This window comes from Novosphingobium chloroacetimidivorans (genome assembly GCF_014204535.1).
Lineage (GTDB): Bacteria > Pseudomonadota > Alphaproteobacteria > Sphingomonadales > Sphingomonadaceae > Novosphingobium > Novosphingobium chloroacetimidivorans.
Genome location: NZ_JACHLR010000027.1, coordinates 1 through 25325, shown reverse-complemented (window position 1 = coordinate 25325; position 25325 = coordinate 1). Strand labels below are relative to the sequence as shown.

General features: G+C 61.2%; 19 protein-coding genes. 14 read left to right on the top strand and 5 right to left on the bottom strand.

Features of this window, described 5'->3' with window-relative positions; genetic code table 11:
* Positions 1-15: 15 nt before the first annotated feature.
* The 5 genes from HNO88_RS19630 to HNO88_RS19610 all read left to right on the top strand — a co-directional run bounded on the left by HNO88_RS19630 (position 16) and on the right by HNO88_RS19610 (position 5472).
* Positions 16-1683, top strand: coding sequence for a family 43 glycosylhydrolase (locus HNO88_RS19630; RefSeq protein WP_184249856.1), 1668 nt, complete (start codon positions 16-18; stop codon positions 1681-1683).
* A gap of 255 nt (positions 1684-1938) precedes the next feature.
* Positions 1939-3363: a flavin-containing monooxygenase gene (locus HNO88_RS19625; RefSeq protein ID WP_246382126.1), complete on the top strand. Its 1425-nt coding sequence runs from the start codon at positions 1939-1941 to the stop codon at positions 3361-3363.
* Positions 3364-3383: 20 nt separating this feature from the next.
* Complete coding sequence (locus tag HNO88_RS19620) at positions 3384-3800, top strand: RidA family protein (protein ID WP_184249853.1); 417 nt, start codon at positions 3384-3386, stop codon at positions 3798-3800.
* The gene (locus HNO88_RS19615; RefSeq protein WP_184249850.1) at positions 3797-4474 is read left to right on the top strand and encodes a DUF1028 domain-containing protein; all 678 of its coding nucleotides are present in this window, start codon (positions 3797-3799) and stop codon (positions 4472-4474) included. Before HNO88_RS19620 ends, HNO88_RS19615 begins: the two co-directional genes overlap by 4 nt.
* Before the next feature lie 77 nt (positions 4475-4551).
* Entirely contained in the window at positions 4552-5472 is a 921-nt protein-coding gene (locus tag HNO88_RS19610) for a LysR family transcriptional regulator (protein ID WP_184249847.1), read from the top strand.
* Between the two features lie 4 nt (positions 5473-5476).
* Here the strand turns inward: HNO88_RS19610 and argE are convergent, their stop codons facing one another.
* A complete protein-coding gene (gene argE, locus HNO88_RS19605) occupies positions 5477-6646 on the bottom strand; it encodes an acetylornithine deacetylase (RefSeq protein ID WP_184249845.1) in 1170 nt (389 codons plus the stop codon).
* Between the two features lie 164 nt (positions 6647-6810).
* Here argE and HNO88_RS19600 point away from each other — a divergent pair, with 164 nt between their 5' ends.
* Complete coding sequence (locus HNO88_RS19600) at positions 6811-9153, top strand: beta-glucosidase (protein WP_221420124.1); 2343 nt, start codon at positions 6811-6813, stop codon at positions 9151-9153.
* Between the two features lie 251 nt (positions 9154-9404).
* On the opposite strand, the gene HNO88_RS19595 is transcribed toward HNO88_RS19600, so the two are convergent.
* Positions 9405-10748 (bottom strand): MFS transporter, encoded by a 1344-nt coding sequence (locus HNO88_RS19595; protein WP_184249842.1) that lies wholly within the window; start codon positions 10746-10748, stop codon positions 9405-9407.
* A gap of 341 nt (positions 10749-11089) precedes the next feature.
* Here HNO88_RS19595 and HNO88_RS19590 point away from each other — a divergent pair, with 341 nt between their 5' ends.
* Positions 11090-13294, top strand: coding sequence for a TonB-dependent receptor (locus HNO88_RS19590; RefSeq protein WP_184249839.1), 2205 nt, complete (start codon positions 11090-11092; stop codon positions 13292-13294).
* Positions 13295-13468: 174 nt separating this feature from the next.
* Here HNO88_RS19590 and HNO88_RS19585 read toward each other — a convergent pair whose 3' ends face one another.
* Positions 13469-14743, bottom strand: coding sequence for an MFS transporter (locus tag HNO88_RS19585; protein WP_281384057.1), 1275 nt, complete (start codon positions 14741-14743; stop codon positions 13469-13471).
* 336 nt (positions 14744-15079) lie between these two features.
* Positions 15080-15970, bottom strand: coding sequence for an SDR family NAD(P)-dependent oxidoreductase (locus tag HNO88_RS19580; protein ID WP_184249833.1), 891 nt, complete (start codon positions 15968-15970; stop codon positions 15080-15082).
* Positions 15971-16334: 364 nt separating this feature from the next.
* Here HNO88_RS19580 and HNO88_RS19575 point away from each other — a divergent pair, with 364 nt between their 5' ends.
* The 6 genes from HNO88_RS19575 to HNO88_RS19550 all read left to right on the top strand — a co-directional run bounded on the left by HNO88_RS19575 (position 16335) and on the right by HNO88_RS19550 (position 21946).
* The gene (locus tag HNO88_RS19575; RefSeq protein ID WP_184249830.1) at positions 16335-17090 is read left to right on the top strand and encodes a TetR/AcrR family transcriptional regulator; all 756 of its coding nucleotides are present in this window, start codon (positions 16335-16337) and stop codon (positions 17088-17090) included.
* Positions 17091-17235: 145 nt separating this feature from the next.
* A complete protein-coding gene (locus HNO88_RS19570) occupies positions 17236-18318 on the top strand; it encodes an LLM class flavin-dependent oxidoreductase (RefSeq protein WP_184249828.1) in 1083 nt (360 codons plus the stop codon).
* 136 nt (positions 18319-18454) lie between these two features.
* Positions 18455-18886 carry a nuclear transport factor 2 family protein gene (locus HNO88_RS19565; RefSeq protein ID WP_184249825.1) on the top strand — a complete coding sequence of 144 codons (432 nt, stop codon included), beginning with the start codon at positions 18455-18457 and terminating at the stop codon, positions 18884-18886.
* A gap of 88 nt (positions 18887-18974) precedes the next feature.
* Positions 18975-19277, top strand: a complete 303-nt coding sequence (locus HNO88_RS19560; protein WP_184249822.1) for a hypothetical protein — start codon at positions 18975-18977, stop codon at positions 19275-19277.
* Between the two features lie 430 nt (positions 19278-19707).
* Complete coding sequence (locus HNO88_RS19555) at positions 19708-21405, top strand: FAD-binding protein (protein ID WP_184249821.1); 1698 nt, start codon at positions 19708-19710, stop codon at positions 21403-21405.
* Positions 21406-21415: 10 nt separating this feature from the next.
* On the top strand, positions 21416-21946 hold the full coding sequence (locus HNO88_RS19550) for an SRPBCC family protein (RefSeq protein ID WP_184249817.1): 531 nt from the start codon (positions 21416-21418) through the stop codon (positions 21944-21946).
* 292 nt (positions 21947-22238) lie between these two features.
* Here the strand turns inward: HNO88_RS19550 and HNO88_RS19540 are convergent, their stop codons facing one another.
* Positions 22239-22451, bottom strand: coding sequence for a hypothetical protein (locus HNO88_RS19540; RefSeq protein ID WP_184249815.1), 213 nt, complete (start codon positions 22449-22451; stop codon positions 22239-22241).
* 419 nt (positions 22452-22870) lie between these two features.
* Between HNO88_RS19540 and HNO88_RS19535 the strand changes: the two genes are divergently transcribed.
* Positions 22871-25090: a TonB-dependent receptor gene (locus HNO88_RS19535; protein WP_184249812.1), complete on the top strand. Its 2220-nt coding sequence runs from the start codon at positions 22871-22873 to the stop codon at positions 25088-25090.
* Positions 25091-25325 lie beyond the last annotated feature (235 nt).

Genomic DNA, 25325 nt, shown 5'->3' with positions numbered 1-25325 from the left:
CGACAGGAGAGAACGATGGCAAGCAAGCCCGGCAGACCTCACGGCGTCGAGGCCACGCGACGGGAACTCCTCGCGTTGGGCGGCTCGGCGGGCGCGGGCCTTCTTATCGGCGCGGGCGACGGTCGCGCGCAGACGATAGCCAATCCTGGGGCGGCATCGTCCGGCGGCTGGAACGCCGGCATCGAAGGACAGCGCAAGGCCGACCTTGGCGCAACCTTCCTGAATCCCATCATGGCCGGCGACCATCCCGACCCCTCGATCCTGAAGGACGGCCGCGACTACTACATGACCTTTTCGACGTTTGAGGCATACCCCGGTCTCGCGATCTGGCATTCGCGCGATCTGGTGAACTGGCGTCTCCTGGCCAGCGTCTTGCACGCGAATATCGGGTCGGTTTGGGCTCCCGAACTGTGCCGGCACGGCGACCGCTACTTCATCTACGTCTCCACACGGGAAACCAAGGTCCCCGGCACCCGCACTACAAGCTGGGTGATCTGGGCGGACAAGATCGAAGGGCCTTGGTCGGATCCCGTCGATCTCGATTGGCCGGACCACATCGATCCCGGGCATGCGGTGGGCGATGACGGCTCGCGCTGGCTGTTTCTCTCAGGCGGCGACAGGGTGCGGCTCGCAGCTGACGGCCTTTCGCGCGTCGGCCCGCCCGAACACGTCTACGATCACTGGAAATACCCCGAGGACTGGGAGGTAGAGGCTGCGGCTCCGGAGGGCCCTAAGGTCGTCCGGCATGGGGAGTATTACTATCTGGTGCTCGCCGTCGGGGGTACCGCTGGACCGCCGACTGGTCACATGGTGATTGCCGCAAGGTCACGCTCGCTCGACGGGCCATGGCAAGACCATCCCCGCAACCCGCTCGTCCGCACAGCCGATGCCCGCGAGAAGTGGTGGTCCCGTGGACATGCTACCCTGGTCGAAGGGCCGGCGGGAGACTGGTGGGCGGTGTATCACGGCTATGAAAACGGCTACTACACGCTCGGCCGTCAGACTTTGCTGGCGCCGGTCCGGTGGACGGACGACGGCTGGTTTTCGTTTGGCGGCGGCGACCTTTCGCAGCCTCTGCCCAAGCCGGCCGCCGGTCAGCTCGGGCCACATGGCTTGGCGTTGTCCGATGATTTCTCGACCGACAAATACGGCTCGCAGTGGAATTTCTTCAGTCCGTCGGAACAAGAGCCGGCGCGACTTGCTCGCAGCAATGGCGTGCTGCACCTTGCCTGCAGCGGGACAGCGCCGGCCAACTCGCGGCCGCTGCTGTTTACCGCGGGAGACCAGGCCTACGAGTTCGATTGCGAGATCGACTGCGATACCGCGGCGCGTGGCGGGCTGCTGCTGTTCTACGATGATCGGCTCTATTGCGGGCTGTCTGTCGATGCCGAGGGGCTGCTTTTTCACAAATATGGCATCGAACATAGCCGCGTTGCGAATGCCTACGGGCGCCGCCTGTTCATGCGCCTGCGCAATCGCAACCACATCGTCAGCTTGTTTCTCTCGCAGGATCGCCAGACCTGGCGGCGCTTCGAAAAAGGCACCGAAGTTTCCGGCTACCACCACAATGTCAGGGGCGGCTTCCTCGCCTTGAAGCCCGGGCTTTATGCTGCCGGAACCGGCGAAGTACGATTCCGCGACTTCCGCTACCGCGCGCTGGCATCGGCGACTGCTGAAAGCTGAGGTGAGGGCGGCGCACGGAGGAGTTGGCGCGCCTCATCGGCGTCAGGTCGCCCTGCTCACGATCGGCACGATTGCCGCAGCGGTTCTTGCCGATCGTGATCGCTTTGCTGGAAAGTCGATCGACATTGCCGGGGATGAGCTTGCCGGTGCGGATATCGGGTTTAAGGGCGCGCATTGGGCGCCTTAATCTACAGATAACGCGTGATCGGGTGAGAGCTCCACCCGCAGCGACGATCATCAGCGAAGTTTCAGCGGATGAACGTGGCTAGTGCGTCCCCTTTTCCCGCATTTCTCGCGGCGTCGGGCCATTCGGAAAAACCGAAGCAAAGCCAAGCCAATTCGTTATTTTTCGAAAGTTCGAAAGCTCCGATTGGGGGAGGGGCAGCGCACCGTGCGCCGATACGCCTGCGCCATATCGAAGGGGCATCCATGATTTTTTCCACGGTCGACACGCTGATTATCGGCGGCGGTCAGGCAGGCCTTGCGATGAGCGCGCATCTGGCCAAACGCGGCCTCAAGCACCTGATTGTCGAGCGCGACCGTGTCGCGGAGAGTTGGCGAAGCCGTCGCTGGGATTCGTTGGTAGCCAACGGCCCCGCCTGGCACGATCGCTTTGCCGACCTCGAGTTCGCTAACGTCGATCCAGACAGCTTCGCGACCAAGGACCAGGTCGTCGCTTATTTCGAGACATTCGCGCGCCAAATCGATGCTCCCGTGCGTGAAGGTGTCACCGTGACAGCGGTATCGCGTAATCCCCAGGGTGAAGGCTGGATGGTTGAGACCACCCACGGCCTGATTGCGGCCACGAATGTCGTGTTTGCCACAGGCCCTTTCCAGAAGGCCAGTATTCCGCCGATCGTGCCGGACGATGCCGGTGTAGCGCAGCTGCACTCCAGCGCTTACCGCAACCCCGCGCAACTGGCTGAAGGCGGTGTGCTCGTCGTGGGGGCAGGATCGTCCGGCGTGCAGATCGCCGACGAGCTCGCCGGTGCCGGGCGCCAGGTCTACCTTTCGGTCGGCCCGCACAACCGCCCCCCGCGCCGCTACAGGGGGAAGGATTTCTGCTGGTGGCTAGGTGCGCTCGGTCATTGGGATGCGACCGAGGTGGTGCCCGGCAAGGAGCATGTCACGATTGCGGTCAGCGGTGCCCGCGGCGGGCACACAGTCGACTTCAGGGAGCTTGCGTCCCGCGGCATCGTGCTGGTCGGCCGCACCGAGGCGTTCCATGATGGAGCGGTGCGTTTTGCGAGCGACCTAGGGCGGAACATCGCGCTTGGCGATGCCGATTTCCTGTCGGTCCTGGATCAGGCCGATGCGTATGCTGCCGAGCATGGGCTGGACTTGCCGGAAGAGCCCGAGGCGCGGCAATTGCTGCCCGACCCGGACTGCGTGACCGATCCGCTGACCGAGCTGGACCTTGCCGCTGCAGGCGTGAAAACGATTGTCTGGGCGACCGGCTTCACCTTCGATTTCGGCTGGGTCGATGCGGATACATTCGATGCCAAGGGCGCGCCGGTCCACGTCGGCGGTGTTTCGAAAGAGCCGGGGCTGTTCTTTCTAGGGCTCCCGTGGCTGACGCGACGCGCCTCCGCCTTCATCTGGGGCGTCTGGCATGATGCCGATCGCCTCGCCGCGCGCATTGCCGAGCGAACCGCAGCCCGCACCGACACGGCTGCCTGACATCCGACGAGGAAACACCGATGCCCACCCATATTCGTATCCGCCCGTTCAACACCGCAGACACCTACCCCGAGCAGAAGCTGGATAACGACTTGTGCCAGGCCGTCGTGGCGAGTGGCCGCACCGTGTTCGTGCGCGGCCAGATCTCTCAGGACCTCGATACGCGTGAGAGCCTCCATGTAGGTGACGCAACGCTGCAGGCGCGCAAGGCGATGGCTAACATCGAGATGCTCATGAAGGAGGCCGGGGGCGATCTCTCGCACGTCTGCCGCGTTGTCGTCTACTTGATCGACATCCGCTTTCGCGAGGACGTCTACCGCGAGATGGGCCGCTGGTTGAAGGGCGTGTTTCCAGTCTCGACCGGCCTCGTCGTCAGCGCGCTCGCCCGGCCCGAGTGGCTCGTCGAGATCGAAGCGACGGCGGTGATCCCCGAATGACCTTTTCGATCGCGGCCCGGTGCCCTCAAACCGGGATGTTCGGCATGGCGCTGTCCTCATCCAGCCCTGCCGTCGCCGCGCGCTGCGCCCACGCCCGTGCCGGCGTGGGCGCAGTTGCGACCCAGAACATCACCGACCCGCGGCTCGGACCGGCGGGGCTTGATCTCCTCGCGCAAGGTCTGAATGCCGAGGCGACGCTTGCGTGCCTCGTTACCCATGCGGGGACTACCGCGCCGTTCCGACAGCTGACCGTGGTCGACGCGCAAGGGCGCACCGCCGCGCACAGCGGCGCCAGGGCGTTGGGGCGCCATAGCCATCACTGCGCGCAGGACGCGGTGGCGGCGGGCAACATGCTGGTCGATCCGGCCTTGCCCCGCGCAATGGTCGAGGCGTTCCTTGCTCGTCCGCACCTTCACTTCGCCGATCGACTGCTCGCCGCCATGGATCGCGCGCTTGAGGTCGGCGGCGAGGAAGGGCCGGTCCACTCGGCGGGGCTGCTGATCGTCGATCGGGAGTCCTGGCCGCTTGTCGACTTGCGCGTGGACTGGGATGAGGCGCCGATCACACGGCTGCACAGCCTATGGGTCTTGTGGCAACCGCAGATGCACGACTACGTGACGCGCGGCATTGATCCGATGCAGGCGCCATCCTACGGAGTGCCCGGCGACCCTTGAGACCGCAGGCTCGGCAGGTGCAAAGCTCATGGCGGTGCGCTATCGACCTCGCGTCGACACCAAGCCGAGACTGCAGGATGCGCTTCACTCTCAAGCAATTGAGCTACTTCGTGGCCGCCGGGGAGGCGAGCAGCATCACGCTCGCCTCGGAGCGGGTGCGCATTTCGCAGCCGTCGATCTCGTCTGCGATCTCCCAGCTTGAGGCGGAGTTCGGCGTGCAGCTGTTCTTCCGTCACCACGCACAAGGTCTCTCGCTGACCCCGGCGGGCCAGCGCTTCCTCGTGGCGGCGCGCGATCTGCTGCGCCAGGCCGATACGCTGCAGGACTTGGCCGACGAAGTGACCTCTACCATCGGCGGCCCCCTGCGCATCGGAGCGTTCCGCACGTTTGCCCCGCTGATCCTTCCCGAGCTGTGCGTCGGCTTCGCCGAGGCGCACCCCAAGGTCACGTTGCAGATGTTCGAGGATGATGAGGCGGGGCTGATCGCCAAGGTGCGCAACGCCGAGCTCGATATCGCGCTGACGTACGAACAGAAAGGCGTCGACCTCAATTTCGAGCAGCTGGCCCTGTTACCGACGTACGTCCTGCTGCCCGCGCGGCACGGGCTTGCCAAGAGTGGGAGCCTGAGCCTCAAGGACCTCGCCGGGCAACCCTTCGTGCTGCTCGACTTACCGGTGAGCCGGGACTATTTCGAATCGCTGTTCCGGAAAGCCGGCTTGCCGCTGAACATTGTCGCCCGCAGCGAGCAGGCGGAGACGGTGCGCAGCTATGTCGCGTCGGGGTTTGGCTTCTCGCTTCTCACAGCACGGCCCAAGAGCACGACCGCGCTGAACGGCGGTGAACTGGCCTACCTGTACCTCGACGATGACTTCCCGCCGATGAAGCTGGGCATGGTCACCGCCAAGACCATCCGGAAGACGCGGGCCGTCGAAGCGTTCGGCGAGCATTGCCGCCGGTCGATCACCACACACGCGATCCCGGGGATGCTGAACCTTTGAAGCGTCAGTCGTGCTCGAATGCTGGCCGGCAGAGCCGCTCGATCACGGCGTCGAGCATTGCGTCGCAGCGAGCCAGTTGATCCACGGTGACGAACTCGTCGGGCTTGTGCCCCTGGTCCATCGAGCCCGGCCCGCAGACGACCACGGCGGCGTCGATTGCCTGATCCAGCAGCCCGCCTTCGGTGCCGAAGGCCAGCTTGATCGGATGGTTGGTGCCGGTCAGTGCGGTCATGAACTCCAGCCAGGGGTCCTCGCCGCTGTCGAGGCCGGGGTAGCTGTTGACCACCTCCAGTGCGATCCGCGCCTCCGGAACGCGGTCCTGGTGTGGCGCGACGATGCGCTCGGCAGCCTCCGACAATCGCGCGAACACGCCTTCGCTGTCCTCGCCGGGGATGGAGCGCAGTTCCAGCTCGACGGTGCAGCTTTCCGGCACGATGTTGAGCGCGGTGCCACCGCGGATAGTGCCGACGTGAAGGGTCGAATACGGCACTTCGAATGCGGCGTCGCTGACGCCTTCATGCTCGATGCGGGCCTGTTCGGCGCGCACAGCCTCGATGAATTCGGACGCCAGGAAGATCGCGTTCAGACCCTGCATCGGCAGCGCGGAGTGGGCGGCGCGCCCGGTGCAGGTGGCGCGCAAGGCGAGCTTACCCTTGTGCCCGGTGGCAAGCCGCATCGAAGTCGGCTCGCCGACGATGCACAGCAGCGGCTGCGTCGCCAAACGGCCAAGCTCGGGCAGGAGCGTGCGCACACCCACGCATCCCACTTCCTCTTCGCACGTGATGGCGAGATGCAACGGCGCGCGTAGCTCGGCTCGTCTTGGCGCGGCGCGCGAGAAAGCGGCGAGCGCGCAGGCGAGGAAGCCCTTCATGTCGGCAGTGCCACGACCGTAGAGGCGATCGCCCCTGGCGGTGAGCGCAAATGGATCGCTGGTCCAGTCCTGCTCGGCGACCGGCACCACGTCGCTGTGGCCGGACAGGAGGATGCCGCGCACGTCGCGCGGACCGAGCGTGGCGAACAGGTTCCACGTTCCCGCGACAGGGCCCGCGACCTTGAGGATCTGCGCGCCACACGCCTCGAGCTGCACCTCGGCCCAGGTGATCAGATCGGCGTTCGGCGTGCCGCTCACCGTTGGGAAGGCGATCAGCGTATCCAGGTTCTGCATGGTCGTCATCAGGGCAGGCTCCGTTCAAGGCTGGGCTATCTTTGCCCGGGTGGCGGGTCCATTTGGCTTTTCCGAAGCCGGGGCTCAGTGAAACCGATTGGCGTGGAGACCGGCATCGCGCCATCCGGCAAGTGGGCAGTTCTGGCCTGGCAAGACGATGGAAACGAACTGCGATGATAGAAGCGACCGACCTCGTGGGTGCGATGACGACCGATGAGAAGGTAGACCTGCTGACCGGTCAGGGCATGTGGCGGACCCACGGCGTCGAACGCCTCGGCCTGCCGGCTCTTGTCATGACCGACGGCACATACGGTGTGCGCTATTCGATTTCGCAGATCGACGAGAAGCAGGAAGCCGGAGTCGACCTCGATGCGTTCCTTGCCACTGTCAATCGCAAGGCCAACGATGTCGAGATCGCCTGGGGTTCGATGAAGCCGGCGACCTGTTTCCCCAATGGATCCAGCCTTGCCTGTTCGTGGGACGTGGAACTGGCGCGCGCGATGGGCGAGGCGCTGGGTGTCGAGTGCCGCGCCATGGGCGTCGACGTGCTGCTGGGGCCGGGCGTGAACATCCGCCGTACGCCGCTGGCCGGGCGCGCTTACGAGTATTTCTCCGAAGACCCGATCGTCACCGGCGAACTTGCAGCGGCGATGATCAACGGTTTGCAGGGGCAGGGCGTGGGTGCCTCGATCAAGCACTTCGCATGCAACAACAGTGAGGTCGAGCGCACGTCGATGGACTCGATCGTCGATATGCGCGCGCTACGCGAGATCTACTTGCGCGGGTTCGAGATCGCCATCGGCAAGTCCGATCCGTGGACTGTCATGAGCGCCTACAATCGCCTGAACGGCGAGCAAGCGGCCGAAAGCCATTGGCTGCTCACTACAGTGCTGCGCGAAGATTGGGGCTATCGCGGGCTCGTCATGTCGGATTGGCATGGAATCAAGGATCGGCCCGCCTCGCTGTGGGCCGGCAACGACCTCGATATGCCGCAGAGTCGCACCCGCCGCGACGAACTGCTGGAGGCGGTGAATGCAGGTACGGTCTCGCTGGAAAGCCTGGATACCGCCTGCATCCGGATCGTCGAACTCGTGCGACGCTCGGAAGCTGGTCGTGCTGTTAAGCCCAAGCCGCTGGACCACGATGCCCACCACCGTCTGGCCCGCAAGCTTGCAGGCGAGTCGATCGTGCTCCTCAAGAACGAAGGCGCCGTGCTGCCGCTCGCGGCCGAGCGCTTGAAATCGCTGGCGATCATCGGGCCCAGCGCGATCGAGGCGGTGATCCAGGGATCCGGCTGCGCGACCACCTCGCCGACGCGGGTCGATCAGCCGCTCGCCGAGATCCAGGCCTTCGCAGGCGACTGCGAAGTCCGCCATTTCCCCGGCACTGGATCGCCTGAAGCGCTGGCTGCCGCCCTCGCGGGTGCGCGAGAGGCCGATGTCGCGGTGGTCTTCGTCAACACCGAAGTGGGCTGGGATGGCGAGGGATCGGACCGTAGCACGCTGGCTCTCGCCGAAGGACAGGACGCGTTGATCTCCGCCGTCGCCTTGGTCAATCCGCGAACCGTCGTGGTCGTCGCGAGCCCGGATGCGGTCGAGATGCCGTGGGTGGCCGATGTACCAGCCGTGCTCGCCACCTTCTTCTCGGGACAGGCAATGGGCGGGGCGGTCGCAGACATTCTATTCGGGAAGGTCAACCCGTCCGGCAAGCTGACGACCAGCTTCACCCGCTCCATGCGCCAGATACCCGGCTACTTGACGTACCCAGGCGAGAATGGCCGGCATGTGTACTCGGAAGGCCTCTTCGTCGGCTACCGCAGCCACGACACCCTGCAGACGGAACTGCTCTTCCCGTTCGGTCACGGCATCGGCTACTCGGGTTTCGCCTACTCGGACCTGGTGCTCGACCGCGACACATTGCGTGACGGCGAGACGGTAAGCCTTCGCTTCAAGCTGACCAACACCGGTGCGGTCGCAGGGCGAGAGACGACGCAGGTCTACGTGCTGCATGGTAAGCCACGGGTCAGCCGACCGGCGCACGAACTCAAGGCATTCATCAAGACCGATGTGGCGCCGGGCGAGACGGTCGATCTCACCTTAGCGTTGGCGGCGGATGACTTGCGCTACTACGACCCGGCTCGGGAGTGCTGGATCCTCGATACCGACGACATAATCGTCGAGATCGCGGCGTCCTCCCGCGATATCCGCCTCCAGGCGCCGCTCAAGACCCGATCGCGTGTCGGCCGATTCCGCGAGATCACGTGGGACACGCAGCCCGGCATTATCCTGGCAACTCCGATCGCACACGCTGCCTTCCGGGGCTTCATCGCCGAGCGCATGGAGATCAGTGAGGACGACGCCGAGCACATTCTCCAGCACTGCGCGTCCTCGTTCCTGGGCATGGCGACCACGCTGGACCGCCGTCTGCGCCAGCGCATCACCCGCGAGGAAGTGCAACCGCTGCTTGACCGCATCAACGCCGACATCCGGGCCTGGGAGCAGCAGCCGGGCGACTGAGCCTCCGCGCGGCGGAGGTTCGAGCATTTTTCAAGTTGATCGCTCACGGTCAATGGTTCGGGAAATGTGTCATCAAAAGCCCAGAGCGTATTCACCACAGTGAAGATGCTTAGAATCACCGACGCGGCGAGGGGAACCTCGCCGCGTTTTTGTCATGACCTTCCGTCAGCGGCGTTCTGTGCCGCAAAAAAAAAGACCGGTCGGATTAACGACCGGCCGAGGGTGGGTTCTCAAAGGCCTGTGCTGTCCGCTCAGAGTCGCGGTTCGGCGTTGCGCTGTTTGAGCGCATCCATCTGCGCATCCGATGGATAGAAGAACGTGATCGCGCCTGAGATGAAAACGATGGCCGCTGGAAGGACCGCAAAGCCGATGAGGATCGCACGAAGCGCAGACTCCGTCTGCTCCGGTGCACCGGCAACGTAGCCGCCTGCGGCAAGCAGGGCGGCGGAGAGCCCCCCGCCCACGCCCGCCGCCACCTTGTACGCAGCAGAGGCGATGGAATAGCCCAGACCCATGGCGCTCACCCCGCTGTTCGAGACACCAGGATCCAGCGTGTCCGAAAGCATCGCGTAAGTCAGCGGGTCGCGAATGCCGATCATCAGGCCGATCGCAGAGACCAGCACCAGCGTCGTCGTGCCGCCTAGCGGCAGCATGGCCAGCAGCACAAAGCAGAATGCCTGGCCGAAGTTGGTCAAGCGAACGCTGGCGCGCTTGCCAAGGCGCTTGGTCAGCGGCATCGCAATCCAGACGCCGATGAAGCTGGCGCCCGTAAGCGCAGCGATCAGAGTGCCGCTAAACTCCGCGCCGGTCTTCAGCAGGTAGATCGAGGCGAAGGTCAGGCTGCCGAGCGACAACGTGTTCGCCGTGCTGTTGCAGAACTTCATGCTGGTCAGGAGCAACCACGGGCGGTTGGCGACGAGCGTTCGCCAAGGCGCTTTCACCTCGGCCGTCTGGGCGGTGGCGGGGCGCAGCTTCTCTCGGCACATCGCCCAGGTCACAGCGAAGCAGCCGGCCGCGAACAGGCCGACCACGCCCATGAAAATCATAAACCCTCGAGCCTGATCGCCGCCGCCGAAGAACCGGACGCCCGCCAAAGTTACGCCGCCGATGAACACCGCGCCGATATTCGCGCCGATCATGCGCGACGATGTCAGCTTCAGGCGCTCGCCGGTGTCCTTTGTCATCAGGTTCACCAGCATGCCGTAGGCGGTGTTGACGAAGCTGTATGTGGTGCTGAGCAGCAGGAAGGTGAACACTGCCCAAGCAATCTTGACCGTGTTGTCCTGGCCGACCGGCACGAATGCCAGGAACGTGGCAAGCGCCAGCGGGGCCGCGCCCCAGATGATGAATGGCCGTGCCTGTTCCGAGCCATGCCGACGATCGACGAGAGTGCCCACGACGGGATCGATGACGGCGCTGCACACGCGGCACGCCAGCAGGATCGTAGCAACCTGCGCTGCGGGGATGCCGTAGATATCCGTGTAGTAGAAGACGATATAGGTGAGCGTCGTCGTCCAGATCAGGTTCGACGCGAAATCGCCCAAGCCGTAGCCGAAGATCTCCGGAAAGGTGGTCTTGATCCGTGGAGTGTTCACGCGGAGGGTGTCCTGATGGTTCAACCTCGTGGCGCTATCACGCGCGCCCGGTTCCGCCGATTCATCAATTCCGCGGCCCTGGTTCGGGAAACGCTATACGGACGCCCGTCGTACCGCGCACGCCGTGCGGCGGGATTCTCGAGTGAGATCGAACCGATTTTTTTTACATGGCGGGAACCTCGGATTCTCTAAACCAAGGCATCCGCCAAAAATATTTTGCCGAAGCCGTCCCGCAGCGCACACCGAAGCCATCCTGGACTGCACAGGCAACGAGCCTCGGGTCGCGACAATCGCTTGGCACAGTGCGGGTGGACACAGAACACATGGTCAAGGGGAATGACATGAGTAAGACATTCGGCGCTGTTAGCGTGGCCGCCATCGCCAGTGGGCTTCTGATCGCTGGATCGGCTCAGGCGCAGACCGCCCCCGACCAGCCGGCCAATGATGTCGCAGCGCCTGGCGACATCGTCGTCACCGCTCAGAAAAGCAACTCGCGTGTCGCTAAGACGCCGATCGCGATGAACGTGCTGACGGGCGATGAAGTGCGCGCCACCGGCGTCCATGACCTTGGCACCTTGTCGCGCGTTACGCCCTCGATCAGCTTCGCGACCTCGGCGCAGCCCGCGGTCTTCATCGGCATCCGCGGCATCTTGAGCCAGAGCAACAGCGAGATCGGCGACCCTGCAGTCGCCATCGGCGTGGACAACTTCTTCGCAAACCGCACCTATACGCTCAACCAGTCGCTCTACGATCTGGCGCGGATCGAAGTGCTGCGCGGACCGCAAGGCACGCTCTATGGCCGCAATGCCATCGGTGGCGTCATCAACTTCATTACGCAGAAGCCGACCAAGGAGCTGGAAGGCTTCGCCTCGATCACTGGCGGTAACTACGGCACGCTCAATACCGAGGGCGCCTTCAACGTACCCCTGAGCGATACCGTACAGGTCCGCGCGTCGTGGGGCACGTTCCAGCATAACGCCTACTACAAGAACCCGCTGCAGCCCGAGGGTAACAACAAGGCGAATTCGGCTTCGGGTCGCCTTGCCGTGGCCTTCCAGCCCAGTGAGCGGTTCGACGGTACCTTGATGTTCCAGTACACGCACTCGGGCGGCACCAGCGCGACGTTCCAGGAAATCCCGTTCGTCGACAATGCCACGCGCACCGACATCGTTCACCAGAAGCCTGCCGGCGTCTACGCCGACGAATGGTCGAGCCTGGTGCCGTTCTTCCAGGACATCGACGACATCCGCTTTCACTGGGATTTCAACTATCACTTCAGCGATGCGCTGACATTGAACTACAACGGCGGTTACGACACGGTCGATTACAAGTACCAGCAGTCCAACAGCAACCTGACGACAATGACTGCGGCAAAGTTCATTCAGCACGAAAAACCCAAGACGATGAGCCACGAGCTGCGTCTGTCCAGCGATGCAGCGCAGCCGTTGTCGGCGCAGGCGGGCCTGTACTACTTCAAGGAAGCGTCAGAGCTCGATTCAGGTACCAAGACGCTTTTCAACAACCAGTTCGTGCAGCTGACCCGGTTCGTTGATCCCAAGGTCGACACGATCTCCAAGGCAGTCTTCGCGCAAGTGACGTACCGCCCGGTCGAGACGCTGACGCTGAGCGGTGGCCTGCGCCAGACCTGGGACTCACGTGTCCGTGTCGGTGTGGGGTATGGGTACACCAACGGCGTGCAGACCTCGACAAGTTCGCAGAACGGTGACGTGAAGTCGAAGAAGCTGACCTACCATGCCGGCGTCGACTGGAACCCGACCAGCGACACGATGCTCTATGCCAAGGTGGATTCCGGCTACAAGGCCGGCGGTTTCAACACCTCGGGGCTGCGCAGCTTCTCGTATGACCCGGAGACATCCACGGTCATCGAAGGCGGCCTGAAGCAGCAGTTCCTCGGGCGTAGGGCGCTGTTCTCCGTTTCCGGCTTCCATAACGACTACAAGGGCTATCAGGCATCTCTGGGCTTGTGCAGCGTTTGCAACAACACTATCGCCGGCATCGTCAACGCCGGTTCGGCCAAGATCTGGGGCGTGGAGACCAGCCTCGACGCCAAGATCGCGCCGATCGGCACGCTCAACCTGGCGGTAAACTATCTCTCGGCCAAGTTCGACGATTTCCAGGCGACCTACACCAACCAAGGCCCGAACGGACCTCGCGCAACGGTGCCAGTCGATCTGTCAGGCAATCGCCTGCCTCAAGCCTCCAAGTGGACCATGGCCGGTGGCCTGCAGCGCACCTTCGCCATCGGTGACGGCGGCCTTACCGCCGACGTGCGCGGCACTTACCGCTCCAAGCAGTACTTCAGCATCTACAACTTCCCCGAGAATACTCAGAATGGCTATGTGCTGGTAGACGGATATTTGGAGTACAAACCCGCCAACGCGCGCTATTCGGTGCAGGTCTTTGTCCGCAACCTGACCAACAAGCAGTACATTACCTTCACCACCAACAACCAGACGATCCGCGGCTATCTCTACGGTTACGGCGACCCACGCACGGTGGGCGTAAAGCTGACCGGCAACTTCTAGGCGCACTCGGCATTGCGCCGCTCCCCCCGCTGGAGCGACGCAATGCCGAATCTCGCTGTCGAAGGACGTACTTCCGAGAAGCTTCTTCTGCTGGCGCGATTGGCTGACTGAGCGGCCCCTTGCGATGAAGCATTGTACACAATCAAGTTCAGGTTTTTGATGTTGCAGAGCCCTTCATCGACCAGGACGCGCATCGCTCGTCGCAATGTCCTGACCGAATACCGGGTACGGTCCAAGATTAAGCCACAATGCCGAAGCGGTCAGGAATGCGGGAGTTGAGAGCCAAAGGAACAGTTCGTAGCTGCCGGTCACATCGAAAATTGCATTGGCGACGATTGGCGCTATCCCGCTGCCGAACAGAAGCAGACCGTTTATAGTGCCGAAGATGGTGCCGAAGCTCTTGACGCCAAAATGCCGCGCGGCGAGGTAGGCGCATCCATCTACCTCCAGCCCGACTGCCAGGCCGAGGATAAGACATGCCAATGCGGCCATTAGGACCGAGTTTTCGAACGCGAGCAGTAGCACGATAACGACTAGCGGTATGAGTACGCCCATACCAGCAACCTTGGCGGCGTTGAATCTGTCGAGCAGATAGCCTCCAACGAGCCGACCAATGATCGAGCCAAGCCCAACCAATCCGGCAATGGTCGCAGCAATTTCCGGCTCAATTCCCTGTGCAATTACAATGGGCACAGCGTTGAACGTCAATGCTGCGGCGGCCACCGCGAATATTACCGCACCACCCGCAAGCTTCAGAAATCGGACGGACCGTAAAGCCTCCCTGACCGACACTCCCGTACTCGCGGGATCAATGCCGGCAAAGGTGGTTGATGCTGATGTGATTGCCCTATCCCCAGGTCCGTAGAATATGAAAATTACCAGGGGATAGGCGACCAAGAGGGCTATAGTTGCTTCGGCTACGACGGCCATGCGCCAGCCTACCTCTCTGATCAACGTGAATGTCAGCATCGGGACAATGGCAGCCGCGATGCCCGTTCCAGACAAGGCAACAGCAAGTGCTTTTCCCCTGTGACGGTGGAAGTAACCATTTATGGATGTGGTCCACACCATCGGCATCACAAGCATACTGGCAAGCGCTATAACCAGCCACAGCGCCCACCAGCTCATTAGATTAGACGTAGCTAACGAAAGCATCGCCAGACTCCCGCAATATAGCGGCACGCCGATCAGACCGATCAAGCGCGGCCCGAAACGGTCTACCGCCGCTCCAGCGACAGGAGCCAGCAGCAGTGCCGTTACGGCGGTGATGAACTGGCCCGAGGAAATCTCGGCGCGCGTCCATCCGAATTCTCTTTCGAGAGGGCCAATCATCACACCCATCATGAATCCATGGGTCGCACACAGAATTATACCTGCAAGACAGGGGATGAGTAGAGGCCCATGATTCCGCCATTCGCTGTAGGGAATAATACTGCTCTCCTGCGACATGTTCGTTATCCAGTCGTGCAGCGCGTCTTGCGCCTTTGTTCCCAGAATTTATGAATCGTTGTTGATTTCTGGCGGATAAACTAGCGTATGATCCGCTTCAGCGCGCATTGTCGCTGACAATAAAACCGTTATTTATGGCGTGCTGTGAGTGTTTATGTCCCCCTCTTACCCATTGTGCTCTACAACACACTCAGTAAAACTCGAAGTATACTGGTTCTGTGATTTAATGCCCCATAGGTAAATCGATATGTTATCTAAAAATACCTCATTTTCTTCGTGATCGACAGCGCCCAGGTGAATGGCTCTTCGTGAGCAGAGCCTGCCGCGTCCCCTGTTTCAGTCTTTCAGTAACACTGCCCCGTGCGGGTTCGCGTCCGGCGTGCCGTTGTAGTCATGCCACTGCTCCGCCGCGTCATAACACGCCTCTACCACGGCGGAATATGTAGTGCGGAAGTGTGCTCGCTGAGCAGGATGGTCGAATACGAAGGCTCGATTGTGCCGCACGGCGTCCAGCACCATCGGCGCAACCGCCTCGGGTGTATAGAAGTCATGTGAGTGAGCGACCGATGAGGCCTCGCCAACCTGCACGCCCCCGTCTGCCGGGCCGCCGAACCTTGCCGGACGATAGCGCGAATTGTTGACCTTCATCCCTGTAGCCACGCCACCCGGGCAGTATGAAGTCGTGTGGATGTCGTACTCGGCGACTTCAAGCGCGAGGTTCATCATCAAGCCGATCACTCCGGCCTTAGCTGCCGAGTACGGCGCATGGACCGGGATCCAGCCCGGCAACAGTCCTGCCATCGATGAAGTTGCGCAGATGTGGCCACCGCCTGCTGCGATCATATCAGGCAGAAACGCCCGGGTCGTGTTAATGACGCCGTGCAAGTTCACCTGCAGGATCCAGTCGACATCTTCGTCCGACATCTCGACAAGTGGATCGAATGATGTCGCGCCGGCGTTGGCAAAGAGGAGTTGCACTGGGCCATAAGCGTCATGAACCGCGGTCTTCATCGCCTGGATTGAGGAGCGCTCGCACACATCGCATTCGACCGCTATCGCCTGGCCGCCCTCGGCGCGGATAGTATCCACGACGCCTTGGGCATTGCTGAGCATGATGTCGGCAACGGCGACTCTGGCACCGGCGGTGGCCAGGGCTTTGGCTAAACCCATGCCGATGCCGCTGCCGCCGCCGGTCACCACCGCTGTGCGGCCTGTGATCTCTGTCATTTTATCCTCTCTCAGTCCTATTATTTAAACTGGCTCGATTTGAATCAGCACCAGCTAAATCCTGATCTTTTAACTCCACCGGCTCTCGTCGCCATGGTTCGGCATCGCTACTGTTCGGCACCGTAACTTGTAAACTGTGACCTTCGCTCAGACCGGTTCGGATTTTCTACCAATGATCGACTTGGGCCTAGGGGTTGATTGCGATCCTAGATGTCCGAATGCCACGGCATTTACCGATTTTGCATCGCTACCCGTGACGCCTCGGACATAGCCGCGTTCGGGCCTCACACCTCGACATTTAGCACCTGTAGCGGTTTATGCAATCGTTGATAGCAGGGCACAGTCGTGTTAAAGTCGTAGCGAGATGACGAGGGGGCTCATAGCAAGCGGCAAAGACAAAGCCGACGCTGGCGCGTCAGTGCGACGCCGCTCCGGCCGTCCTTCATTGAGCAATGAAGCGCTGCTCGACAGGGCGCTCGACCTGTTTCTTGAGAAAGGGTTCGACGGCACAAGCATCGATGCCATCGTCGCCGCTGCGGGGATGGCCAAGCGGACCGTCTATGCGCGCTACGGAGACAAGAAACGCCTGTTCATGGCGGCGCTCTCACGTGCGATCGATGACTGGATCGTACCGATCGATAGCCTTCGCGCTCTGGAGGACGACAATCTGGAGCAAAGTCTGGTGCGGATCGGCGATGCACTCGTCGCCAACGTGCTGAAGCCTGCCGGTTTGCGACTGTTGCGCCTCACCAACGCGGAATCCGTGCGCATGCCCGAGATCAGCGTGGAAAACGTACGGCTCGGAACTGAGCCGACGGTTGCGTATCTCTCTGAGTTGTTCGCGCGGCGCTTGGAACTGGCGCCCAGGCAAGCGCTGCAGGCCGGGCAGGCGTTCCTCAACCTGATCGTGGCGGGGCCCGCGAACAGTGCGGCCTGGGGGCAGGAACTCGACATGCAGCAGGTGGAGCAGCAGACGCGCTTCGGCGTGCGCGTATTCCTTCACGGCCTCACCGCCCGCGAAGCGCCGGGCCATGCACGGATGCGGAAGCTTGTCTCGGAAGCGACCGCGCTTCTCGACGAAGTGCGAGTGGGGCTGGAGCAAGCCGAGCGCCCGGACTGATCCTTAGCACTCGCGGCGAACTGCCCAGTTGCGTTTGAAACGGAACAGGTGTTAAAGTCCTGTCGGCGCTGGACCACGACTCGCGCTACATCGAAACGTGAAAGGTCGCGCAGGTCATGTGCACCATCGAGGGCGGAGAGATCAGATGCAGGTAGGTGTACATCTCGGTTTTCAAAATCTGCACGGCATGTCTGACATGGAGTTCTTCCGCAGGGAAACAAAGCTCGCGATCGAGGCCGAGGCAATGGGCTTCGACTTCGCGGCGATGGTAGAGCATCATTTCACGGACTATGCTGCGTGTCCGGACCCACTCCAGGCGCTGAGCTACGTTGCGGCGAAGACCAAGACGATCAAGCTGATGCCGGCGGCGGTGATCCTGCCGTGGAATGATCCAGTCCGCGTGGTCGAGAAGACCGCGATGCTCGACAGTCTTTCTGAAGGCCGCGTGATCCTGGGCATGGGTCGCGGTGCCGCGCGTCGCGAGTTCAACGGCTTCCGAAAGGATATCGCGGACAGTCGGGAATTGTTCGACGAAGCGGCGCTAATCATCATGGACGGTCTTGAGACGGGAACCGTGAAGGCCAACACCAAGCATTTCCAGCAGCCCGAAGTGCAGATCCGGCCGCGCCCCGAGAACTGGTCACGCGATCGCATGCTGATGGTCTCGATGTCGCCCTCGTCGGCCGAGGTCGCCGCCGACTACGGCTTGAAGGCATTGCGGTTTAGCCAAGGCGACTGGTCGCACTCGATGAAAGAAATCAACGCGTACCGCTCGACATTCCTGGCGAAGCACGGGTACAAGGCGCCGCCCTTCGTCATCTCGGATTTCGTTGTGTGTGTCGACACCGAGGCCGAGGTCGCGGATTATACCGACAACTATTTCGCCAAGCAGTTCGCCCAAGTGGCCAACCACTATGAATGGGGCGGCGACCACTTCAAGAACATGCCGTCCTACGCGACATATGTTGCCCTGGGCGACGCGATGAACGCAGCGGGCGGGCCGCAGAAGGCGTATCGCGACTATATCGGCGGCAACATGATCGGCACGCCCGAGCAACTGATTGAGAAGGACGCCATGCGCAAGGCGACCGTCGGCGAGTACGACATGATCGCCAACTTCAGCTACGGCGGCATGTCGTACGAGCGCGTCTACGGCCAGCTCAAGCGTTTCGCCGACAAGGTCCTGCCCAAGCTCAAGGAAAGCTCACCGTATCCAATTGCGGCGTGATCGTGGCACAGAGACGGCGTGGCCCTGATTGAAGACTTGCCAGAGACCAATTGGCGTGGCGCGGGAAAAGCCATTATCCGAAGCTCAATCGATAAAACAGGGCACGTTAACAGCGCCCGGAATGCGGAGAGACACAATGAGCGAAGCCAACAAGCAGGTGGCCCTGAAGTTTCTGCATGCGATGAGCGTCGGGGACGCGATTGGCCAAGGCGAGTGTTTGACGGCTGACGCGACGACGAAGACCATGGGCTTCGCCGAAGTCTCCGGGCAGCGCGATCGCGAAACGATGCTGGCGACCGTCGAAGCCTTCAAGGAACTGGTGCCCACCGGGTTTCGCCCGCGGATCGAGAAAGTCGTGGCCGAAGGAGACACGGTCGTGGTGGAATGGGAGGGGAACGCCGTGCTCTCCAATGGCGAGCCCTATTGCAATCAATACGTGTTCATCTTCACCTTCGAAGGCGAAAAGATCAGACTGCTCAACGAATACTTCTGCACCGTATTGGCGGATAGGACCATTCTCCCGCTGCTCGCAGCCAAGAGCGAAGCGATGGCTCACGGTAACGCGTAATCGACGTGGAAGTCGACGGAGAGACTCGATGAGACACCAGGCGGATGGCGAGGGCCTCGAAACTACGAGAGCGCGAGGTCGGCAACTCTTGGAAGACTTCGCTCAGATACAGGAACGACTACTCGATGTCGCTTCCCGAAGATCCCCTGATAAAGCTTATGAGGGACTATCGCCGTCGCAGATCGTGGAACCGGCCGCGATTGCCAGGACCACGCTCTATTCGCGGCGCGATTTCAAGGATGCGCCGCTTCGCGCGATCACGCTTCGACAGGTCAAGCGCCAGGGCACTGTAGCCACTCTGACGTCCTCACTGCCGATGGATCTATCGCGTACACTCATGGTTTACGCCAACCGTACCCTGGCGCTAAGCCTTGCGATCTGCTGGTCGTGAACCGATTGATCTCCGACGAGGCGCCCAGGCTTCCCAAGCTGGCGACGGCTGCGGCGGAGCGAACTCAGGCTGGTGTCGGGCATATAGCTTGGTTCAAATCGCAGTGCTCGCACGCAAGTGGCGGGCACTGTGCTGACCCGCAATTGGCTGCCGAGGCCTTCGTTCTCCTGCTGCGGGGATGGCATGCCAAGGCGATACTTGCTGACCATGCGGGATCGAGTGGCGAGTGGAGGCATGGGACGAGCGCATCGTACCGACGTTTGTAGCTGGCTGCACGGTGTGACGGCCCCCCTGTACGCTAGCTTCCCCTTCCCCTGGGACGGGACGCGGAGTGCAGTTGTCCAGAAGGCAGGAACGAGCGCTAATTTCGCAAAAAAGAACAGCTGCTGACGAAAGACGTCATGCCGCGGGAAATGTCTGGAGAAGAGCGATGTTGAACAATCTTCCTGAAGCTTGGGACATGGAAGCCGATCTGGTTGCCATCGGGTCGGGGATTGGCGGGCTGTCTGCAGCCATCACTGCGTACGATCAGGGCTTGAGTGCGCTCGTTCTCGAGCGGTCGGATCAAGTCGGTGGCGTCACCGCGCTGTCGATGGGCGAAGTCTGGGTAGCCGGCAATCATCTCGAAAGCGCGATTGGGATCGAGGACTCCGCCGACAGCGGCTTTCGTTATCTCAAGCGTCTGTCCATGGACTATGGCAGCGATGCCGCGATCCTGAACCAGGTGGTACACGCGCCAATCGCCCTCAAGTACTTCGAGGAACGGATCGGTCTCAGCATGGAGCCGATCCGCGACTGTCCGGATTACTACTACACCCGCAGCAACGATGCGGTCGCGGAAGGACGGATGCTGGAATGTCGCCCATTCCCGGGTCGCTCGCTGGGTGACTGGGCACAGAAGACGCGTGTCTCGCCGCAGATGCCCTATGGCTTCACCCACCACGACATGTTCGAGAATGGCGGCACCGCGAACATCGCCAAGTGGAATTTCGAAAAGATGGCCGAGCGCCTGACCAACGACGAGCGCTGCCTGGGTGCGGGGCTCGCCGCCTACTTCGTCAAAGGAGCGCTCGATCGCGGTATTCCAATGCACACCGGAACAAGTGCCGAGGAACTGATCGGGAATGGTACGCGCGTGATCGGAGTGCGGGTGGTGCGGGACGGACGCGACGTCTTCGTAAAGGCAAACAAGGGCGTGGTTGTCGCGGTAAGCAGCTATGAGCGCAACCAGGATTACACCAAGACCCTGAGCCAGCAACTTGAGATCGGCTCGATGGTGATGTCCACCGTCAATGGTGCGAACTTCCGTCTGGCAGGCCCGGTCGGCGCTCGCGTCGCCAGTGTGCCCGATATCACATCGCTTGGCTTCACGATCCCGGGCATGGAGGACGAGGAAGGGCATCTCCTATGGAACAGTGCGCTCCCGGTGATTGGCCAGCCGCATACCATCGTCGTCAACCGCGCCGGCAAGCGCTTTGGCAACGAGGCGTTCTATCGCTCCTTCTACTACGCGATCGACCTGATCGACGGCGGCGACCAGACGCACCCGAACTTCCCATGCTGGACCATCATCGATAGCCAGGCGCGCGACAAGTACCCGTTCGGCTCGATCATGCCGCAGCAGGAATGGCCCGAGGGACTGGGCACGATCGCGGACACGCTCGGTGAACTCGCGGCCAAGATCGGGATCGATGCCGCCGCTCTGGAAGCGACCGTGGAGCGCTTCAACGCTCATGCCGAGAAGGGCGTCGATCCGGATTTCGGCCGCGGCACTCATCCTTGGAGCACCTGGATGTGCGGGGACATTTATCACAAGCCGTCCCCGGTCTTGGGTCCGCTCAGCAAGGGCCCGTTCTATGCGGTCGAGATGAAGCGCATGGGAGGGAGTGCGATCACCGCAACCGGCATTCTTGCCGACGAGCATGGGCAAGCGCTCGGTTGGGACGACAAGCCAATTGCCGGTCTCTATGTGGCGGGCAATTCGATGGCGCGCATGGAGACCGGCGCGGTCATGCAAAGCGGCATCTCGAATGCCCGCGGCATGACGTATGGCTGGCTCATCGGCAACCATGCAGCGGGCAAGCCGAGCGACCTGCTGGTGCGCGAAGCCAGGAGGATGGGCTTGTGAGGCCGCCACTATGATCGAGACAGAACAGACGGCGCTCGTCCAAGCGGACCTTCAGGCTACCTGGAACTACGTGCAGGACATTTCGCGCTGGGCGACGATCATGCCCGGTTATCGTGAATGCCAGATCATCGATCAGAATGACTCGCGGTGGACTTTGAAGGTCGGCGTGGGCGGGCTGGTCCGCACGGTGAAGGTGCAGGTCCACGTAGACGAGTGGGCCGGGCCCGAGACCGTGCGCTTCACCTTCAAGCTGGCAGGCGATCCGGTTCACGGCGGGGGTACTTATGTGGCCACCGCGACCGGTCCCAGCGAGACGCAGATTGCGCTCAAGGTTCATGTCATCGGCACCGGACCGATGGCGCCGATGTGGGAGGCCATGGGCAAGCCGCTCCTGCCGCAATTCGCCAAAAGCTTCGCCGAGCAATTGCGGGACGAGATCGAAAAATCCGTTGTGCCCAACTCAAAGCCTGATGAGCCTTCCGGCAAAATTCGGAAGATCTGGTGTGGCCTCCTCGCTTTTTTGCATCGGCTACGAAGCTAGGTCACCGACCTGTTAGGTCGCAGCCAAACGCGTATGGATGCAGGTTGGATTGAGGCGAGGAGGTTATCATCTCGTTCGTCGTACCGGGTGGCGACGGCGTGGAATTGCCTGAGTTTGCTGAATAAGCGCTTGATGAGATTGCGATCCCGATGGAGGTATGCGCGCGAAAGGCGAGGCGGCGCTTGCGGTTTGGCATGTGCTTGATGTTGGCCCAGATCCGGCGAGCGGCCATCTCGGTTCGGAGTGCGTCACTGTCACAGGCCCGGTCGGCGAATACCGCGTCACCATCTCCTCACGGAGACTGGATCAAGACGTGCCACTCAGATTGATGGGTCCTGATCTTAAGGGGCAGCAACAACGCCCCGGCTGTCGATGCGATTTTGTCCGGCAGATTGGCCGCTAAAACCACCATCGCGGAAAGCACCTTAGCCGTTTCCATTGCCCATTCAGCAGAACATGAAGTGGCAGGATCGCTTACTCCCTCCAAAAGCTCGGTATAGGCCATTGATCCTGCTAGAGAATATGGGCTGCTCGGTGATCGTCTAGGCGCGGTCACGATTTGCGAGATCAAGACGCGCTCCCCCTTCTTTGCTGAGGCCTATTGCATATGTCACGAACGCGGTGTTTAATCCTCAAGTGTGGCTGAGCGTTGTCAGATGCACGCGCGTGACGACAGGCGTGACTAGCTCTCTTTGTTGGCAAGCAGTCACAAAGAGAGCTTGAAAGCCGCGGCAATAGGATGCGTCAAGATTAGATAAGGACGAGGACGGTGGTTGCGGTCTCACTGGATCATGCAGCTGCCGTTACCAAACAGGCCGTAGATTAGCTTCGCAAGTCGTGGAGCACATTTTTCGTTGAGTGGGATAGCTGCGCGGCTCAGCGTCTATTTGAATCAATAAAAAAATATGAAGGGGAGATTGGATCGTGACTAAGCTGGATTTTCGCTTGAGGAGCTCCATCTGGGCACTCAGCGTCAGTATACCCGCGCTGATTGGCTCAGTCCCGGTGCTCGCGCAAACTCCAAATGTACCCAGTGCTACTCCGATGGAAGGCGTCGGTGAGATCATCGTCACAGCCCAGCGACGTGAAGAGCGGCTGCAGGACGTGCCAATCTCCGTCACCGCGATCGGCGGGAAGGCCCTTGCTGCGATGGGCATCGTTGGCACGACAGAGATAACGCGCGCCATACCCAGCGTTCAGTTGACGCAATCAGGTCCGAGCGCAATCTTCTTTGTTCGCGGCGTCGGCAACACCAGCGGCAGCGTGGGCGAAGAGGGCGCAAACGCACTTTATGTCGACGGCGTTTACCTTGGCGATCTCACCTCAGCAGCAACCAAGTTCAACAATATCGAACGCGTCGAAGTGCTCAAGGGTCCCCAAGGCACGCTGTTTGGTCGGAACTCATCGGGCGGCCTTATCAACATCATAACTCGTGAGCCTGGTGACGTGGTGGTAGCCTCAGGTAAGCTGGGCTATGGCAACTATGATACCGTCCAAGGCCAGATTTACGGGGCGACCCCGCTAACCGACACTGTCAGCATAGACCTTGCGCTGACCGGCAAGGACCAAGGTAATGGCTTCGGCCGTAACTTTGCGACCGGAAAGACCGTGCAAAAGGGTTGGTACTGGGGGGCTCGTTCCAAGGTTGCGTTTCGGCCTGGAGAGCGAACAAAGATTGTCCTTTCTGGCGATTACTACAAGGATGAGAACGATTATCAGAACGGCTTCAACCTGTTCAAAGGCACAACCGGGTTTCGGGGCGCGACTTACCTAGGTGATTACAACCTCAATACGACAGATTTGGCCTACGCTCGAATTGAGGGCTGGGGCACGTCGCTTAACGTCTCCCACGAGTTTGATTTTGCAACCCTGACCAGCATCACCGGCCGTCGCTCGATCAAGGTACGATCTGAATTCGACGCCGATTACACACCCACGTTCCTGGCGCATGCCATCGCGCCATCGCGAGTAAAGACCTTCCAGCAGGAACTCAGACTTGCCTCCGCATCCACCACACCGCTCAGTTGGCAAGCCGGCTTGTTTTACTACAATGCAGTTGCCAACCTGGATGGTTTTGATGTCGTAACGCCGGCGCGCACGACCCGGATCATCAACCGCATGGAGACAAACTCCTACGCTGCGTTCGGCGAACTGAGTTATGATATCTCCGCGACTACCCATCTTACGGTTGGTGGTCGCTACACGCGTGACAAGCGTGATCTGATGGGCAGCATTGCCGTCTTGCCCGGCACCACGGTCACAAGGCCCGCGCCGCAATCGCTATCGACAGGGAAGGTGACTTATCGCGTGGCGCTGCGTCAGGATCTCTCCGACGACATTAACGTTTATGCGTCCTATAATCGGGGGTTCAAGTCAGGCATTTTTGCTACTACCGCAAGCCCTGCAGAGCCACCGGTCAAGCCGCAGACGATCGACGCGTTCGAGATCGGATTCAAGTCTCAGTTGTTCGATAATATCGTTCGACTCAACGTCGCCGGCTTCAAATACAAAATCGAGGATTATCAGGTTCGCGGCTCTCCCGGTCCTGGCCAGACACTTCTACTTAACGCCGCATCGGTGAAGGTCGATGGGATCGAAGGCGAACTCACCATCGCTCCGGCAAAGGGGCTGCAGGTGAACTTGAATGCCACGTACTTGGACTCTCGGTTCAAATCATTCCCCAATGCATTGTTCAACTTCCAGTTACCGGCCTCTTGTCCAGCGGCGCTTGCGGGGTCCTCGTCTCCTGCCGTTATTGGCGCCGGTCCGCGGACCGGCGGTGGGATAAACTGCGTTGGGGATGCGAGCGGCAATCGAACGCCGCTTTCACCCAAATTTGCATCGAGTGTCAGCCTGAACTACCGGCTTGAACTCGGTAGTCAGTCGTGGCTCGCATTCAACGGCCTATGGAACTACAGCAGCAAGATTTTCTTCGAGGCAGACAATCGCTTGCAGCAACCAGCCCGCAGTGTGTTTAGCGCTGCAGTCGAGTATCGACCGAACCCAGCTTGGGGCGTAGAACTTTGGGTCAACAATCTAACTGATAAACGCTATTATTATACTGGCGCAGCTGGCACAACCGCAGACCAGGGTATTCTAGCTGCCCCCCGAACATATGGCGTAAATCTTGTCTTCGACCTTTAGGTAGATTGCGGAAAGTTACCGATCCAGCGATGCCGATCCCTGATTTTTCGTGCAGAACCGGGGGAGCAAGCCGTTTGTCGCGGTGAAGGTCGAGTTCAAGGGCGGTAAGAATCCGGCCTCCGATGCTGGGCGGTAGTAACTGACGTGACCCCCTGGTATCCACCAGCACGGATTAGAGCCGGGCAGCTTTGTTACGCGTGAGCGCGGGTTGAGCAATGGCCTGCGCAGCGGAGCC

Coding starts and splice junctions, on each gene's coding strand:
- HNO88_RS19625 (WP_246382126.1), top strand. CDS start 1,939: ATGAACGTGGCTAGTGCGTCCCCTTTTCCCGCATTTCTCGCGGCGTCG.
- HNO88_RS19555 (WP_184249821.1), top strand. CDS start 19,708: ATGTTGAACAATCTTCCTGAAGCTTGGGACATGGAAGCCGATCTGGTT.
- HNO88_RS19550 (WP_184249817.1), top strand. CDS start 21,416: ATGATCGAGACAGAACAGACGGCGCTCGTCCAAGCGGACCTTCAGGCT.
- HNO88_RS19540 (WP_184249815.1), bottom strand. CDS start 22,451: ATGGCCTATACCGAGCTTTTGGAGGGAGTAAGCGATCCTGCCACTTCA.
- HNO88_RS19610 (WP_184249847.1), top strand. CDS start 4,552: ATGCGCTTCACTCTCAAGCAATTGAGCTACTTCGTGGCCGCCGGGGAG.
- argE (WP_184249845.1), bottom strand. CDS start 6,646: ATGACGACCATGCAGAACCTGGATACGCTGATCGCCTTCCCAACGGTG.
- HNO88_RS19575 (WP_184249830.1), top strand. CDS start 16,335: ATGACGAGGGGGCTCATAGCAAGCGGCAAAGACAAAGCCGACGCTGGC.
- HNO88_RS19580 (WP_184249833.1), bottom strand. CDS start 15,970: ATGACAGAGATCACAGGCCGCACAGCGGTGGTGACCGGCGGCGGCAGC.
- HNO88_RS19630 (WP_184249856.1), top strand. CDS start 16: ATGGCAAGCAAGCCCGGCAGACCTCACGGCGTCGAGGCCACGCGACGG.
- HNO88_RS19620 (WP_184249853.1), top strand. CDS start 3,384: ATGCCCACCCATATTCGTATCCGCCCGTTCAACACCGCAGACACCTAC.
- HNO88_RS19615 (WP_184249850.1), top strand. CDS start 3,797: ATGACCTTTTCGATCGCGGCCCGGTGCCCTCAAACCGGGATGTTCGGC.
- HNO88_RS19565 (WP_184249825.1), top strand. CDS start 18,455: ATGAGCGAAGCCAACAAGCAGGTGGCCCTGAAGTTTCTGCATGCGATG.
- HNO88_RS19585 (WP_281384057.1), bottom strand. CDS start 14,743: ATGTCGCAGGAGAGCAGTATTATTCCCTACAGCGAATGGCGGAATCAT.
- HNO88_RS19570 (WP_184249828.1), top strand. CDS start 17,236: ATGCAGGTAGGTGTACATCTCGGTTTTCAAAATCTGCACGGCATGTCT.
- HNO88_RS19600 (WP_221420124.1), top strand. CDS start 6,811: ATGATAGAAGCGACCGACCTCGTGGGTGCGATGACGACCGATGAGAAG.
- HNO88_RS19590 (WP_184249839.1), top strand. CDS start 11,090: ATGAGTAAGACATTCGGCGCTGTTAGCGTGGCCGCCATCGCCAGTGGG.